At 64.1% G+C, this 15229-nt stretch carries 14 protein-coding genes and 5 pseudogenes; 7 read left to right on the top strand and 12 right to left on the bottom strand.

Going from position 1 to position 15229, the window contains the following annotated elements; genetic code table 11:
- Positions 1-97: 97 nt before the first annotated feature.
- From VTU_RS0111360 to VTU_RS0111340, 5 genes and pseudogenes are all read right to left on the bottom strand, one after another.
- Complete coding sequence (locus tag VTU_RS0111360; RefSeq protein ID WP_029554315.1) at positions 98-979, bottom strand: carbohydrate ABC transporter permease; 882 nt, start codon at positions 977-979, stop codon at positions 98-100.
- Positions 976-1569 (bottom strand): annotated as a pseudogene (locus tag VTU_RS26940) (carbohydrate ABC transporter permease); the annotation flags it as partial. The gene VTU_RS0111360 and the pseudogene VTU_RS26940, both read right to left, overlap by 4 nt.
- Entirely contained in the window at positions 1452-1979 is a 528-nt protein-coding gene (locus VTU_RS26935) for an ABC transporter substrate-binding protein (RefSeq protein WP_236610717.1), read from the bottom strand. The pseudogene VTU_RS26940 and the gene VTU_RS26935, both read right to left, overlap by 118 nt.
- A gap of 239 nt (positions 1980-2218) precedes the next feature.
- A complete protein-coding gene (locus VTU_RS0111345) occupies positions 2219-3301 on the bottom strand; it encodes an ABC transporter ATP-binding protein (protein ID WP_029554314.1) in 1083 nt (360 codons plus the stop codon).
- 508 nt (positions 3302-3809) lie between these two features.
- Positions 3810-4910, bottom strand: a complete 1101-nt coding sequence (locus VTU_RS0111340; protein WP_236610715.1) for a GlxA family transcriptional regulator — start codon at positions 4908-4910, stop codon at positions 3810-3812.
- Here VTU_RS0111340 and VTU_RS0111335 point away from each other — a divergent pair.
- Positions 4897-6114 carry an ATP-grasp domain-containing protein gene (locus tag VTU_RS0111335; RefSeq protein ID WP_050809490.1) on the top strand — a complete coding sequence of 406 codons (1218 nt, stop codon included), beginning with the start codon at positions 4897-4899 and terminating at the stop codon, positions 6112-6114. The two genes, VTU_RS0111340 and VTU_RS0111335, sit on opposite strands and share 14 nt — an antisense overlap.
- On the opposite strand, the gene VTU_RS34800 is transcribed toward VTU_RS0111335, so the two are convergent.
- Positions 6071-6823, bottom strand: a complete 753-nt coding sequence (locus tag VTU_RS34800) for a hypothetical protein (RefSeq protein WP_236610714.1) — start codon at positions 6821-6823, stop codon at positions 6071-6073. The two genes, VTU_RS0111335 and VTU_RS34800, sit on opposite strands and share 44 nt — an antisense overlap.
- Between VTU_RS34800 and VTU_RS34795 the strand changes: the two genes are divergently transcribed.
- Complete coding sequence (locus tag VTU_RS34795) at positions 6798-7316, top strand: hypothetical protein (RefSeq protein ID WP_236610713.1); 519 nt, start codon at positions 6798-6800, stop codon at positions 7314-7316. The two genes, VTU_RS34800 and VTU_RS34795, sit on opposite strands and share 26 nt — an antisense overlap.
- A gap of 142 nt (positions 7317-7458) precedes the next feature.
- On the opposite strand, the pseudogene VTU_RS26930 reads toward VTU_RS34795, so the two are convergent.
- The 6 genes and pseudogenes from VTU_RS26930 to VTU_RS0111305 all read right to left on the bottom strand — a co-directional run bounded on the left by VTU_RS26930 (position 7459) and on the right by VTU_RS0111305 (position 11670).
- A pseudogene (locus tag VTU_RS26930) lies at positions 7459-7994 on the bottom strand (DUF4276 family protein).
- Positions 7995-8058: 64 nt separating this feature from the next.
- A complete protein-coding gene (locus tag VTU_RS34790; RefSeq protein WP_369021519.1) occupies positions 8059-8328 on the bottom strand; it encodes a hypothetical protein in 270 nt (89 codons plus the stop codon).
- Positions 8329-8352: 24 nt separating this feature from the next.
- Positions 8353-9299: pseudogene (locus VTU_RS26925) on the bottom strand (AAA family ATPase); the annotation flags it as partial.
- A 164-nt stretch (positions 9300-9463) separates the two neighbouring features.
- A complete protein-coding gene (locus VTU_RS0111315; protein WP_010104218.1) occupies positions 9464-10225 on the bottom strand; it encodes an alanyl-tRNA editing protein in 762 nt (253 codons plus the stop codon).
- A 64-nt stretch (positions 10226-10289) separates the two neighbouring features.
- Positions 10290-11074 (bottom strand): annotated as a pseudogene (locus VTU_RS26920) (SAM-dependent methyltransferase).
- Complete coding sequence (locus VTU_RS0111305) at positions 11071-11670, bottom strand: Maf family nucleotide pyrophosphatase (RefSeq protein WP_010104214.1); 600 nt, start codon at positions 11668-11670, stop codon at positions 11071-11073. Before VTU_RS0111305 ends, VTU_RS26920 begins: the two are co-directional and overlap by 4 nt.
- Before the next feature lie 25 nt (positions 11671-11695).
- Between VTU_RS0111305 and VTU_RS0111300 the strand changes: the two genes are divergently transcribed.
- From VTU_RS0111300 to VTU_RS26910, 5 genes and pseudogenes are all read left to right on the top strand, one after another.
- Positions 11696-12247, top strand: coding sequence for a YceD family protein (locus VTU_RS0111300; RefSeq protein ID WP_029554312.1), 552 nt, complete (start codon positions 11696-11698; stop codon positions 12245-12247).
- A gap of 169 nt (positions 12248-12416) precedes the next feature.
- Positions 12417-12602, top strand: a complete 186-nt coding sequence (rpmF, locus tag VTU_RS0111295) for a 50S ribosomal protein L32 (RefSeq protein WP_010104212.1) — start codon at positions 12417-12419, stop codon at positions 12600-12602.
- Between the two features lie 230 nt (positions 12603-12832).
- A pseudogene (gene plsX / locus VTU_RS26915) lies at positions 12833-13731 on the top strand (phosphate acyltransferase PlsX); the annotation flags it as partial.
- Between the two features lie 152 nt (positions 13732-13883).
- Entirely contained in the window at positions 13884-14861 is a 978-nt protein-coding gene (locus tag VTU_RS0111285) for a beta-ketoacyl-ACP synthase III (RefSeq protein ID WP_010104208.1), read from the top strand.
- A gap of 56 nt (positions 14862-14917) precedes the next feature.
- A partial coding sequence (locus VTU_RS26910; RefSeq protein WP_010104207.1) for an ACP S-malonyltransferase occupies positions 14918-15229 on the top strand: 312 nt, incomplete at its 3' end.

The following is a 15229-nucleotide window of genomic DNA, read 5'->3' as shown; positions in this document are numbered from 1 at the left end:
GGGCTGAGTAGTTACGATGGTTCAAATCCAATGGCGTCGCCTGAACGCGGCGCCCCGTAGCCCCCCCGCCGCCCGGCTACGGACACCCGGATGCGCACTATTCCTTGATCGCCCCGGTCAGCCCGGACACGTAGTGCTCGACAAAGAAGGAATACGCAAAGGCCACCGGCAGCGAGCCCAGCAAGGCGCCGGCCATCAGCGGGCCCCAGTGGTAGACGTCGCCTTCCACCAGTTCGGTCACCACGCCCACCGGCACCGTCTTGCTCTCGGAGGACGAGATGAAGGTGAGCGCGTAGATGAACTCGTTCCACGACAGGGTGAAGGCGAAGATGCCGGCCGAGATGAGGCCCGGCACCGCCAGCGGCAGCACGATCTTCACCAGGATCTGCCAGCGCGAGGCCCCGTCGATGAGCGCGCATTCCTCCAACTCGTAGGGAATCGAGCGGAAGTAGCCCATCAGCAGCCAGGTGCCAAAGGGAATGAGAAAGGTCGGATAGGTCAGGATCAGCGCCATGCGGCTGTCGAACAGCCCCAGCTTGACGACGATCGCGGCCAGCGGAATGAACAGGATCGAGGGCGGCACCAGGTACGCCAGGAAGATCGCGCCACCGGCCGGCTTGGCGCCCTGGAAGCGCAGGCGCTCGATGGCATAGGCCGCGAGCACCGACAGCACCAGCGAGATTCCCGTGGACACCACCGAGACCACGACGGTGTTCCACAACCAGGCCGGGTACCCGGTGTGGAACAACAGCTTTTGGAAATGCGCGAGCGTGGGCCCGACGATCCAGAAGGGGTTGCTCTCGCGCGAGAGCAGTTCGTTGTTCGGCTTCAGGGACGTGACCGCCATCCAGTAGAAGGGAAAGAGCAGCACGAGGACAAAGCACAGCACCGGGATGTACACCGTCACCCAGCGCCTGGGCATGGAGCGCAGAAAATCCATTCCTCCTCCCGGCCTGTCCTTGCTGGCGTTGGCGCTCATTGGCCGCCTTGCTGCCAGGCGCGGCGTTGCAGGCCGAAGTAGCTGAACGCGATGGCCGCCAGCAGGAAGGGGACCATCAGCGTCGCAATCGCCGCCCCCTCGGCCAGCGCACCGCCCGAGATCCCGCGCTGGAAAGCCAGGGTGGCCATCAGGTGCGTCGCATTCAGCGGGCCGCCGCGCGTGAGCACGTAGATCAGCTGGAAATCGGTAAAGGTAAAGAGCACCGAGAAGGTCATCACCACCGCGATCATCGGCGAGAGCAGCGGCAAGGTGATGCGCCGGAACTGCTGCCAGGCCGTGGCGCCGTCGATGGCCGAGGCCTCGTAGTACGCGGGCGAGATGGTCTGCAACCCGGCGAGCAGCGAGATGGCCACGAAGGGAACGCCGCGCCACACGTTGGCGGCGATGGTGGACCAGCGCGCATTCCACGGGTCGCCCAGGAAGTCGATGTAATGGTCCAGCAGCCCCAGTTTCACGAGCACCCAGCTGATGACGGAAAACTGCGCGTCGAAAATCCACCAGAAGGCGATCGCCGACAGCGCCGTGGGAACGATCCAGGGCAGCAGCACCACCGCGCGCAAGAAGCTCTGCCGCCCGGCGTGCCCCTCTCCTTGAGCGCCTGGAGCAGCGCGAGAAAGCCCGCGGTGTCCTTGGGAAAGCGCTCGAAGCCGGCCGCCTTCAGCATGCTCTCGCGGTAGACGATCAGCGAGCCGCTGGTGCCCAGACCCAGGCCCAGCCACTTCCTGCCGTCCGGCCGCAGGTACTGCTGCACCGCCGGGTACCAGCCGCCGTACTTATTGCCCAGGTACTCGGCCAAGTCGGTCACGTCCAGCAGCTTGTCGGGGTACAGGTTGGCGTCGTCGTTGGTCGACAGGATGATGTCCGGCCCGGCGCCGGTGTTCGCCGCCACGGCCGCCTTGGGGCGCACGTTTTCCCAGCCCTCGTTGTCCACCCGCACCTCGACGCCGGTCGCGTCCTGGAACTTCCGGACGTTCGCCATGTAGGCGTCAATGTCTCCCTGCACGAAGCGGCTCCAGCGCAGCACGCGCAAGCGGGCCCCCTGCTCGGGCCTGAAACGCAGCGTCTGCGCGTGCGCCGACGCCGCGAACAGCGCGCTGCCGGCGCCCAGCGATGCCGCAGCCGCAACCCCGGCAGACCCCTCCAGAAACCTGCGGCGATGGAACGCGCTCATTTGAATCGCTCCTCGGTGAGGAAGTGGGACGGCCGGCGGAACCTGGCTCAGGCGCTCAAGCGCTGGCCGGTGCCTGCGTCAAAGAGATGCGCGCGCTGCAGATCGGGCTGCAGGCGGATGCTGCTGCCCGGCGCGAAGTCATAGCGCTCGCGAAACACCGCAGACAGCTCGGTGCCGTGGTGGTGCCGGCAGGCCACGAAGGTATCCATGCCGGTGGGCTCCATCACCACCACCTGGGCCGGGATGCCGTCACCGCCGTCGCTGACCAGGCTCAGATGCTCGGGCCGGGTGCCGTAGATCACCGGCTGCCCATCGACGCCGCCGGTTTGCAGCGGCGCATTCAGTTGCGTGCCATCCCGGAGTTCCACCCGGGCCGCCCCTTCGCGCACGCGCAGCGTGCCCGGCAGGAAGTTCATCGCGGGCGATCCGATGAAGCCGGCGACGAACTGGTTCGCCGGGTGGTCGTACAGGTCCAGTGGGCTGCCCGTCTGCTCGATGCGGCCGTCGCGCATGACCACGATTTTGTCGCCCATGGTCATGGCCTCGATCTGGTCGTGCGTGACGTAGATCGACGTGGTCTTCAGGCGCTGGTGCAACTCCTTGATCTCGCTGCGCATGGCCACGCGCAGCTTGGCGTCGAGATTCGACAGCGGCTCGTCGAACAGGAACACCTGCGGGTCGCGCACGATGGCCCGGCCCATGGCCACCCGCTGGCGCTGGCCACCGGAGAGCTGGCGCGGGTAACGCTCGAGCAGCGGCGCCAGCGCCAGGATCTCGGCGGCACGCTGGACCTTGGCCTCGATGGTGGCCTTGGCGGTTTTCGCCAGCGTCAGCGCAAAGGCCATGTTGTTGCGCACCGTCATATGCGGGTAGAGCGCATAGTTCTGGAACACCATGGCGATGTCGCGGTCCTTGGGCGGCAGGTCGTTCACGCGCCGCTCGCCGATCAGGATATCGCCGCCGTTGATCTCTTCCAGCCCGGCGATCATGCGCAGCAGGGTGGACTTGCCGCAGCCGGAGGGGCCGACCAGCACGGTGAACGAGCCATCGTGGATGTCGATGTCCACGCCGTGCAGCACCGCGACATCGCCGAAATTTTTCTTCACTGACCGGATCGTGACGCTTGCCATGAAATGCAATCCTGTGGACTTGGGGGGGGAAACGGAAACGCAGAAAACCCGGGTCTGGCACCCAGGCCAGACCCGAATGTGCAGTATCGGCCTGCATCCGGATGTGACCATCCGGGCAAACCAATAACAATAAGCGTTAACCCTGGCGGCGTGCATGTGATCCAGGCGGGGTCGCGCGGGGTCCTCGCGGCTCCATGTGGCCGCGGCCGCACGCGCTGTTGGCGGCCTCGGTGCAACGGGAGCGCCCCCAAGCGCCCCTCCCCGAGGGGATCGTGTCTGGTGATGGCGCCGCGGGCCTTGCCATCGGTGTCGAACTGCCCGCCATCGGTGATCTCAAGGTCCAGCTGCAACCGCCCGCTTTCGCTCACCGTCTTGCCGCTGCAAGGTGCGCTGACCAAGTGCCTGCTACGTGGGTGGAATGGCGATTTTTTGTTATGGATGGATGGGCCTTGGTGGCGTCACATGAGCGCATACCTTGTGCAAATCGCTGAACCGCCCAAACGTCTAATCAACCCGCAGCGCTCGATGCAAAACGCTGGCGCAGCTCGGATGGCGGCATACCAAAATGCCGGATAAAGGTGCGCCGCATGCGCTCATCGTCAGCAAAGCCGCATTTGTCCGAGATGCGTTTCAAACTCAGTTGCGGGTAGTCAAGCAACATGCGTTGCGCGGTATCCACACGCAGATTCTCTATGGCCCGCCTTGGTGTGACGCCGGTTTTCTCCACATAGTATCTCGCGAAACTTCGCAGGGACATTCCAGCCTGTGCGGCAAGCGTTTCCACCGACAATGGACGGTGCAGGTTGTCCGCAATCCATGCATGCAGGTCGGATAGTTTGCCGTCGGCCACGGCCGATTGTGCCTCAAGCAATTTGCTGTATTGCGATTGCCCGCCCGGGCGTTTGAGAAATACGACCAGACCACGTGCGACGTCTGCCGCCAGGGAATGACCATGGTCTCTTTCAATAATGGCCAGGGCCAGATCGATTCCCGCAGTCACTCCCGCCGAGGTCCAGATATTTCCATCATGGATAAAGATCGGATCGGCATCGACATATGCGGTCGGAAAATCCGTTTGCAGCTTCCGGCAGTAGCGCCAATGGGTGACTACCCGTTTTTCGTCAAGCAGGCCGGCGTGTCCCAGCAGAAAGGCGCCGATACACACAGCTGCGATCTCGGCAGTTTCCGATTGTGATCGCAAATACGCGCTGACCGTGGCCTGGGTCTGCGGGTTCCATACGCCGGGTCCCCCCGGGACTACCACCAGATGGGGATCATCTCCGGTCTCCTCCTGCCACGCGCCCGCTTCGACAGGGACGCCGACGTCCGTTTGTAACCGGCCCGATTGACTGGCAAGCAATCGGATCGCATAAGCAGGTGGTTTGCCCATTTTGCGGCGCAGAACATTCACCGCATCAAAGGCCTGCATCGGCCCGGCCAAGTCGAGCAGGGTCAGATCGTCGTAGCCGACAAAGAGGATTTTTCTCGATCGGTCCGTTTTGGTGGTCAGATTGGCAGAATTTACCGGCATCGTTTGGCTCCATTTCAGATAGGATGCTGCTTTTGTACAGAGAAAGAACGTGAAAGCGCCATCCATGAATACAAACATCACGGTCGCCATTGTTGATCCAACATCGGCCGGTTATTTTATTGCCCAGCGGGCGCTGGAGCGCGGTTTCTTGTGCGCTGCGATTTTCTCGGCGTCTGCGGAATCTTCCGGGATGGATGTTAGCTGGTCGCGCGCATGCACGGATAAGGACTTTGATGCGCTGATCGCGCGGGACGCTTATGACGCCATCATTCCCGGCGCCGAGAGTGGCGTATGCCTTGCCGAGGAACTCGCGGCGCGGTTTGGGTTGGCGGGCAACGATCCGGAGACGAGCGCATGGCGCCGGAACAAAACCGCGATGGCCCAAGCGGTCAGAGAGGCCGGAATTGCGCTGTGCCGCCAGGCGCGCTGCGGCTGTCTTGCGGACTGCATCGCCTGGGCCGAGGCGACAGGGTACCCGGTGGTCGTCAAGCCCGAGGCCAGTTCCGGAAGCGATCTGGTTCGGGTCTGCGAGGCACGGGACGCGCTCGCGCGGCATGCATCGACAATCCTGGACGGAGTCGACAAGTACGGGAAAAACACCTGCGGTGTGCTGGTTCAGGAGTTCATGGTGGGCGATGAATACACGGTCGATGGCGTCGTCTCGAACCAGGTGCTGACCGTTTTTGCGATCGGCAAATACCGCAAAATCAACCGGGACGGCGCGATGGTGTATGACAGGATAGACTTTTTCGCACCGGACGATCCCGCGCTTGACGCCAGAATGCGCTCCTACTGTGAGGCCGTGGCCAGGGCCGTCGGCGTGCGTGTGGGGCCGGTTCATATCGAGGTCATGCTGACGGCAAGCGGTCCGCTGCTGGTGGAAATCGCGGCGCGGGCCCACGGCGGCATGGGTGCGTCGGTGATTGACGCCAATTTTTCTCCTTCGTTCATCGACGCCATCATCGACTCGTATCTGCCGGAATCATGCATCGGAGAAACGCTTCGGATTATCCGGAGGAAAACCGCATGCATTGCGTTTTTGATTTCTGACCGCGCTGGTACCTTGGTGGCCACGCCGGGAGCCGAGGCGATCCGGTCCCTGGCCTCTTTTGTGCGGGAAAAGTGGTTCGTGGCTCCGGGCAACAGAATATCAAGAACCGTTGACTTGGTCACCTGCCCGGCCCTTTTCGAACTGTCGCACGATGATCCGGAAGCGCTGGAAGCCGACATACGGCGCATCAGGGAGTTGGAGCGTTCTGCTGCCCTGTGGGAGATTGCCTGATGGCCAGGATGCGGAAAGCCCCTCTTGCGATTTTCGTGACCCTGCTGTCCCTGACCATGGTCGGTGAGGGCATGATCACCGTGACGCTGCTCTGGACCAGTGCCCGCATGGGCCAGTCGCCCCTCTTTATCGGGGTCGTCCTGTGCATCATGAATATTGTGCCGTTTTTGGCGCAGCTGCTGTTCCCGCCGATGCGCCGGGCGGTGGAGCAGCATCCCTTGCGCATGATCATCGGGCCCAGAATCGCGGGAGCGGTGGCGACCATTTTGCTGGGAATGGCAGGGGGTTCATCGAACCTGGGTACCCTGATTGCAGTCGCTGCCGGACTGACATGCATCAGCTTCATCAGCCAGCAATGCATAGAGACCTTGATGGGGCAATTGACCGTTGCGGGAATGCTTGACGCCGGGACTTCGGCGCGGCTCTCGCAAACGGCCCTGCAGTGCGGCGTCTTTGTAGGAAACGCGCTGGCCGGCATTTTGATTGCGCGCTCGGGAACGGGATTGGTGTTTTTCGGGATCGCCGCCAGTTTTGCCAGCAGCCTGCTGCTCTTGTTTTCCGCAGCATCGATCCGCATGGATGAAGAAGCCCCGGAAAAATCCGGCGTCCCCCTGGCAGAAAAGCCGGCGCAGCGGCATGGAGCAGACCGCCCGCTGTGGCTATTGCTCACGGGAATGGCATTTTTGGCGATCCAGCTCAGCGGTTTCAATTTCTTTGTCCCGCTGATTTTCGAAAGCCGACCCGGAATGTCTGCGGCAGATTATGGTTTCGTGAGTGCCGCGGCAGGGGTTGGCGCGCTCTTGGCCACGTTCGTGCGCTTTTCGGGGCGGGAATACCTCGGTCATGCGGCCTGCTTTGCCGTGGTGCTCGGTGACGCGCTGCTTATTCGGTCCGTCGAAATGCTTCCATCCATAGGCCTCGCTTTTGCGATAGGGTTCGGGTTCAACCTGTCCCGAATCCGGATTCGGCAGGGAATTTTCGAGCGGCTGACGACAAGACAAGAATCGGCGCTCTGGGGCGCGCGCGTCACGCTGGCGTTTCGTGGTGTCAACGCGGGCGCTCCACTGCTCTTTGGCCTGTTGCTGATGGTGGGGGCCCCGGTGGCGCAAAGCGGGGGTTTCGCGGCCATCGGGGTGCTGAGCATGGGGATGGCCGTGCCGATTTGTCTGTTTTTTTCAAAAAGAGCGCGGAGGCACGGTTGACAGGCGCCGATCCAAAGCACCGAGGGGACTCGGTGGGGACTCGGTGGGGGTTCGGTGCTATCCCGGCGTTGTTCCGTCAAGCGAAAGCCTTGTTTAACGGACAAGGTTGTGAAACGCCATTTCCCCAAGGGAAACCGGTGTTTCACAACTGGGCCAATGCGTCCCTCAGGCACTGAAAGCTGGGTGAGCAGTTCTTGGAAATATCCATGTGCTTGGCCACCGATTGAGCCAACTCCAATTTGCGCAGGCCTTGTTTGAAATAAGCCTTTTTCTGCAATTCACGCTCCATCGCTTCCCAGGTGCCGCGCTGAATGGCATCGGGGCTGCGACAGCAGGGTTTTTTGACACCCCGGCATCTACCTTGGGATAGGCCGCTTTGACGGCAGCCCAGTCGCCAAAAAACCAGGCTTCCAATTCTTCGATGGCAATGCGGTTGATGACCTGAAATTTCCCGTTCCTGGGGGCCTTTCGGGTGCCCAGTCCCGCTGCGTGAGCCAATTGCTCCAGCCGTGCCTTGAGTTCCAGGCAGTCGTCATTGTCCCGATCCACAATGACCAGCACCATGGCCGTCTCGGGAAGCCACTGGGCGTAGCCCGCCAACCGCTGAGGAAGTTGTTTGAGCAGGTCGTTCTTGCACTGGAACTGGCGTATCTCGGCCTTTATGCCCTGGCGCAGCATGCAGGGGAGCAACTGTTGCAGCGTGACCTCCATGGAAGGCTCTTCCACCAGCACATGCAAGGTATCAATCGCCACGGCGAGACCTTTTTGCACCCGGTGCCGTGCCGACCAAGGAACATGGCGCGCCTTGATTGCGCAACGGGTCGCTCATGCCGAAATGGCCTTCCATCCACAGATGTCCCAGCGATGCCCCGGCGTCCATGAAATCTGCAATTCCCTGAATGTCGCTGGCGGTACGCACCTGTGTGAAGCCCTGCTCGTCCCGGTACAGGATGCGCACTTCCTGTGGGCGGCAACTGTTCAGGAAGAACGGGGAATGCGTGGTGACCAGCAACTGTGTCCGCTCGGCGGCCCGGTGGCATTCTTCGCCCAACTCGGGCAATAGCCGCGGGTGCAGAAAGTTCTCGGGCTCCTCGATGCCGATGAACTGCGGGGGGTCGGGTCGTAGAGCACCGTCAGGTAGGCCAGCATCTTGAGCGTGCCGTCGGAGGCGAACTTCGACAGCACGGGCTGTTCAAAGGGCGCATCCTTGACTTGCAGCAGCAGTCGGCCATCGGGCATTGGCGATGCGTCGATGCGCTCCAGCCTCGGAATGCGCGCGCGCAATACCTGCATGATCCGATCGAACTGATCCCTATGGCTTTCCATGAGGTATTGGATGACGTTGGGCAGGTTGTCGCCGGTTTTGGACAGCCGGTCCTGCGGCCCTGATTCAGGTTGCGTGCGCGTGCTGTCCACCGACAGGTAGGACACATACCAGTCGGTAATGAAGTCACGCAAGGCAGCCACGCGGGGGTGCTGGGCGATTTGCCCCAGGGTGTTCACGGCAATCAGATCGGGCGCGCGCAAGGGGACTTCCAGGCGTTGGTCTTTTTCATCGGGGTGTTCGCCGCTGATGACGCTGCCCGCGCCACTGCGATACTCCAGAAACCTGAAGGGTCGCCCGCGCTGACCGCGCTTCCACGCCAGCCATTCCTCGGCCACGACCGGACCTTTGGAGGTCTCGTCGATGGACAGGTGGTAGGTGATCAGGGGCGTCTTGGGTCGCTCCCGATACTGGAGCTCAATGACCACGGGGCCCTCCGAGCCGCGTGTTTTCAACTCCTTGCCGCGGCCACGGCGATCCCAGGCCTGGCGCAGGCCGCTCTGAAAGCATTCCGACAGGAAGTTGAACACGTCGAACAGCGTGGACTTTCCGCTGCCATTGGGGCCGAGCAAAACAGTCAGCGGTGTGATGTTCTTGAGTTCAATGTCCTTGAGCGCCCGAAAATTCTGCACCTTCAGGTTCTCGATGCGTGGAACCATAGTGGATGTCGCCATGATGGATGCCTGTGTGAAAAGGGTGTCTGAAGTTCGAACGGCTGCCATCCGGCCCCGCTGCGCGGATCGGCCCCCGGATGAGCCAACGCATCAAGGGCCCGGGTTCAATTCCGCGCCCTTGGATACGACCGCACCAGGGGTCGCGGGACTCACGGGGCAAAGCCCAGTATCACCCGGCGGGTGGTGGCGCTCTTTTTTTCGATCTTGGTGACCACCACGGCGCCGATCTCGGCGGTGTTGGCCACGTGCGTTCCGCCACAGGGTTGCAGGTCGATCAGCGCAGCGGATGCACTGTGCCCGCCGATGCGGATGGTGCGGATACGCCCCGTGCCGCGCGGGGGCTGCACGCTCATGCTTTTGACCAGTGCGGGGTTGGCGTCGAGTTCCTCGTCGCTGATCGAGCCCACGCTGAGCGGATGCGCGGCGGCCACGAGCGCGGCGATGCCGGCGCTCAGGGTCTCCTTGTCGAGCGGGTCGGTCATCGCGAAGTCCAGCCTGGCGTAGTCGGGCGTGATCGAACAGCCGTTGACCAGATGGGGCACCAGATGGCACAGCAGGTGCGTGGTGCTGTGCAAGCGCATCATGCGGTGGCGGCGCTCCCAGTGGATGCGTGCGGTGACCGCGGTGCCGGGCAGCCATTGCGCCGCGCGCTCGTCTTGCTGCGCCGGGGCGGGGATATGCACGATGTCATGCGTGGCATGGCCGTCGGCGTCCTTGCCCTTGCGGGTGTCGGCGATGGCGACGCTGCTGCCGTCGGCCAGCACCAACACGCCGCTGTCACCGGCCTGGCCGCCGCTTTGCGGGTAGAACACGCTGCGGTCGAGCACGATGGCGCCGGCATCGGTGACAGCGGTGATGCGGGCGCTGCATTCGCGCAGATACGCGTCCTGGCGGAAGAGGTCTTGGGTCATGCGCAGAATAATAGCCCTGCGCTGCGGCATCCCGCTGCATCCCGTGCGTCACCCCGGCGATTTTTCAGCGGCCCAGCGCAAACACGGCGGGGGTGCGGTTGTCGGGGGCGTGGCTTGTCCGCGCCATTCGCGCACCAAGCGGCTCTGGATGTGTGCATCCGGCAGCGTCAGTCCGTGCGCCAGCGCCAGGCGCGTGTGGGCTTGCAGCGTTTGCAGCAGCGCCTGCCACAGGGCGGCGTTGCGGTACGGGGTCTCGATGAAAATCTGGGTCTGGTCCGTTCTGAGCGCGACGCCCTCCAACTCCTTGATGCGCTGAGCGCGCGCCTGCGCGTCCTGCGGCAGGTAGCCCACGAAGGCGAAGTGCTGCCCGTTCAGGCCGCTGGCGGCCAGGGCCAGCAGCAGCGACACGGGCCCTACCAGCGGCGCCACGCGCAGGCCAAGCGCGTGTGCGGCGCGCACCACGCCAGCGCCCGGGTCGGCCACCGCGGGCATGCCGGCTTCGCTGAGCAGGCCGATGTCGTTGCCGGCCAGAGCGGCCGCGAGCAGCGGGCGGGCGTCGAACCGGGCGGCGCCGCTGTCGCCATGGTCGCCCTTCTTGTGCACTGCGCGCGGCAGTTCCGTGATCTGCTGTTGCTGCAGCGGGGTGCTCAGGGGGTGGAGGGAATCGACGCGCTTGAGGTAGGCGCGTGCGCTCTTTGCGTTCTCGCACAGCCAGTGCCCGAGCCGGGCCGCAGTCTGCAAGGTGGCGGCGGGCAGCACGTCCTGCAGCGGAGCCTGCGTGGCGCAGCCAAAATCGAGCGGGGCGGGAACCAGGTACAGGGTGCCCGCGCCGGCGGTGCCGGCGTTCATGGCAGTGGCACCCCGGCGGCGCGCAGCATGCGGCAGGTGCGTATCAGGGGCAGGCCGACGAGGGCGCTCGGGTCGTCGCTTTGGATGGCGTCCAGCAGCGCGATGCCCAGTCCCTCGCTCTTGGCGCTGCCTGCGCAGTCGTAAGGTTGTTCGGCGCGCAGGTAGCGCTCGATTTCATCGTCGGACAGGGGGCGGAACCGCACCTCCACGGGGGCCAGGTCCACCTGCTCGAAGCCGGTGGCCAGGCATACCAGGGAAACCGCTGTGTGAAACACCACGGTCTGACCGCGCATCCGGCGCAGTTGTTGCACGGCGTGTTCGTGCCGGATCGGCTTGCCCAGGGGCTCGCCGGCCAAGTCGGCGACCTGGTCCGCGCCGATCACCAGCGCCTCGGGGTGCTGCTGCGCCACGGCGCGCGCCTTGGCCAGGGCCAGGCGCAGGGCCAGGGCGCGTGGGGCTTCTGCGGGCTGCGGGGTCTCGTCCACGTCCGGGGCTGCGACCTCGAAACGCAGTTTCAGGCGCTCGAGCGCTTCGCGCCGGTAGCGCGAGGTCGATCCCAAAACCAGGGAACGCGGCCGGGCAGGGGATTGATGCATGCAGCGATTCTCTTACACTGCCGCCATGACCAAGGATTTCTCCTCTCAGCGACTCCACGTGAAAGCCTTCGCGCAGGCGGGCGGGCGGTTGGCGGGCCAGGATTCGCTGTTGAAATACGAACGCTTGGCGCAGGAGGCCAAGGGGCTGCACCCGGACCTCCGGGTGGATTGGGAGGCCGTTGGCGAAATGCGCCAGATCGCCGACGGCGCGGCGCAGGTGTGGCTGCGTCTGCAGGTGCGCGCTGGCTTTCCCATGGAATGCCAGCGCTGCCTGACGACCGTGGACGTGCCGCTGGAGGTGGGCCGCAGGTTTCGCTTCGTCGCGGACGAGGCCACTGCCGAGGCCCTGGACGATAGCTGCGAGGAAGACCTGCTCGCCATGAGCCGTGAGTTCGACCTGCGCGCGCTGATCGAGGACGAACTGCTCATGGCGCTGCCCGCAGTACCAAAGCACGACGAGTGCCCGCGCCCCGTTGCGCAGGCCTTCCCGGACGACGATTTCGACGCGGCCCTGGCGGAGAAACCCAACCCCTTTGCCGCGCTCGCGGACCTGCGCAAGTTTCGGATGGGAACATAGGCCATAGGCCCAGGTTGCCCGGCCGGGGCCGGTTTGCGCAATCCCGAAGAAGCGCCCGCAGATTCTCTGCGCTCCCGGTCCGCTTGCTTATAATCTGCGGTTTCGCGCGCAGCCCCTGCGGGTCTGAGTCGATCGCGTCTTACCAACCCATTCAGAATCAGGATCCACCATGGCCGTTCAGCAAAACAAAAAATCCCCTTCCAAGCGCGGAATGCACCGCTCGCACAATGCCCTGAGCGTGCCCGGTATGGCGGTGGAGCCCACCACGGGGGAAACGCATCTGCGGCACCACATCAGCCCGAACGGCTTCTACCGCGGCCGCCAGGTGCTGAAAAACCGCTCCGAAGCCTCCTGAGCGCGCGCCCTGTCACGCCAAGCATGAAACGGGCGTGGACCGGGTCAGCGCACGACGCGTAATCGGCTTCTTCGGGCCGCCGGTGGCATTTCCTGGGGGCGTTTCATCCCGGGCATGACATGGCTCCCACCCCACCCCGAGGCCTGTTGCTACCCCGGTTGTAGCGCGGGCCTTTGTTTTGAGCGCCGAATGCATCTTTTTCCCTGCTTCGCAGGCCGTACGAGTCGCCCATGATCACATTGGCAGTCGATTGCATGGGGGGCGACCATGGCCCCCGCGTCACGCTCGTGGCGTGCCGCCAGTTTCTCGACCATCACCCGCAAGCACGTTTGCTGCTCGTCGGCCTGGAGCAAAGCCTGCAGGGGTTTGCGCACGAGCGTGCCGTCATCGTTCCCGCGTCCGAGGTGGTGGCGATGGACGATCCGGTGGAGGTGGCCCTGCGCAAGAAGAAGGATTCATCGATGCGCGTGGCCATCCTCCAGGTCCGGGACGGGGCTGCATCCGCCGCAGTCTCCGCGGGCAACACCGGCGCGCTGATGGCGATTGCGCGCTACCTTCTGAAGACGCTCGACGGCATTGACCGCCCCGCAATTGCCACCCAGATGCCCAATTCCCGGGGAGGCGCGACGACGGTGCTCGACCTGGGGGCGAACGTGGACTGCTCGGCCGAGCATTTGCTGCAGTTCGCGGTCATGGGCTCTGCCCTGGTGTCTGCGCTCAAGGAGGGGGCGAGCCCACGGTGGGGCTGCTGAATATTGGCGAGGAAGTCATCAAAGGCAGCGAAGTCATCAAGAAAGCCGCTGAATTGCTGCGATCCGCTGCGAATTCGGGGGAGTTGAATTTTTATGGGAATGTCGAGGGGAACGACATATTCAAGGGCACCGTGGACATCGTGGTGTGCGATGGCTTCATAGGCAATGTGGCGCTCAAGGCCAGCGAAGGCATTGCGTCGATGATCGTGGGTGCGCTCAAAGCCGAGTTTTCGCGCCACATCTTCACCAAGATGGCGGCGTTGATCGCCTATCCGGTGCTCAAGGCGTTCATGCAGCGCATGGACTACCGCCGCTACAACGGCGCCGCGCTGCTGGGGCTGCGCGGACTGGTCTTCAAGAGCCATGGATCGGCCGACGCCATGGCCTTCGAGCAGGCCCTGATCCGGGCGTATGATGCGGCCCGCAACAACCTGCTCGACCGTGTCCGGATCCGGATTGCGCATGCCGCGCCGCTTCTGGCTCCTGCGGATGCCCAGCCCAAGACGGGCATTGCGGCGACGACACATCGATGAGACGCTACTCCCGCATTACCGGCACCGGCAGCTATCTGCCCCCCCGCCGGTTGACGAACGCCGACCTGGTAGCCGAACTGGGTCGGCGCGGAATCGAGACTTCCGACGCCTGGATCGTCGAGCGCACCGGAATCCACGCACGCCACTTTGCCGCGCCCGAGGTGAACAGCAGCGACCTGGGGGTGGAGGCAGCGCGCAAGGCCCTGCAGGCGGCCGGGCTACAGCCGGCGGACATCGATCTGATCATCGTCGCCACGTCCACGCCCGACATGGTGTTCCCTGCGATGGCCTGCATCCTGCAAAACAAGCTCGGCGCGAATGGCTGCCCGGCATTTGACGTGCAGGCCGTGTGCACCGGCTTTATCTATGCGTTATCGATCGCGGACGCGATGATCCGCAGCGGCGCCGCCAAGCGCGCGCTGGTTGTTGGCGCCGAAGTCTTCAGCCGCATCGTGGACTTCAATGACCGCACGACCTGCGTGCTGTTCGGCGACGGCGCAGGCGCCGTGGTGCTTGAGGCGTCCAAGGTGCCGGGAATCCTCTCGAGTGAACTTTGCGCCGACGGCCGGTATGTCGACATCCTCTGCGTGCCCGGCAACGTAGCGGGCGGTCAGGTGCTCGGGGACCCGCTGCTCAGAATGGACGGGCAGGCCGTTTTCAAGCTCGCGGTGGGCGTTCTCGAGAAGGCGGCGCACGCGGTATTGGCCAAGGCCGGCCTGACGCAGGCGGACGTTGACTGGCTGATTCCGCACCAGGCGAACATCCGCATCATGCAGGGCACGGCGCGCAAGCTGAGGATGCGCATGGACAAGGTGGTGGTCACGGTCGATCAGCACGGGAACACGTCGGCAGCGTCGATTCCGCTGGCGCTCGACCATGCGGTGCACACGGGCCAGGTGTGCAAGGGCCAGACCCTGCTGCTCGAAGCCGTTGGCGGCGGCTTCACCTGGGGCGCTGTGCTCCTGAAGCTATAGCTTGCGGCGCTGAATGCAACAGGCCTGCGCAGTGGTTTTGTATTTTTGGATGCTTCATGAAGTCTTTTGCATGTGTTTTTCCAGGGCAGGGCTCGCAGGCCGTGGGAATGCTCGATGGCTGGGGCGCGCACCCGGCGGTCACGCAGACCCTGCGCGAGGCGTCGGATGCCCTGGGTGAGGATCTCGGCCGGCTGATCCAGGAGGGGCCCAAGGAGGCGCTCGCACGCACCACCAACACCCAGCCCGTGATGCTGGTGGCGGGGGTGGCGGCGTGGCGCGTCTGGTGTTCCGAGGGGGGCGCCGCGCCGCTGGCCGTCGCCGGGCATTCGCTGGGCGAGTATTCGGCGCTGGTCGCCGCCGGTGTGCTG

Source organism: Verminephrobacter aporrectodeae subsp. tuberculatae At4, assembly GCF_000193225.1.
In the GTDB taxonomy this organism is placed as follows: domain Bacteria; phylum Pseudomonadota; class Gammaproteobacteria; order Burkholderiales; family Burkholderiaceae_C; genus Acidovorax; species Acidovorax aporrectodeae.
Note: the sequence above shows the minus strand (reverse complement) of the source record. Positions and strands in the feature narration are given on the sequence as shown.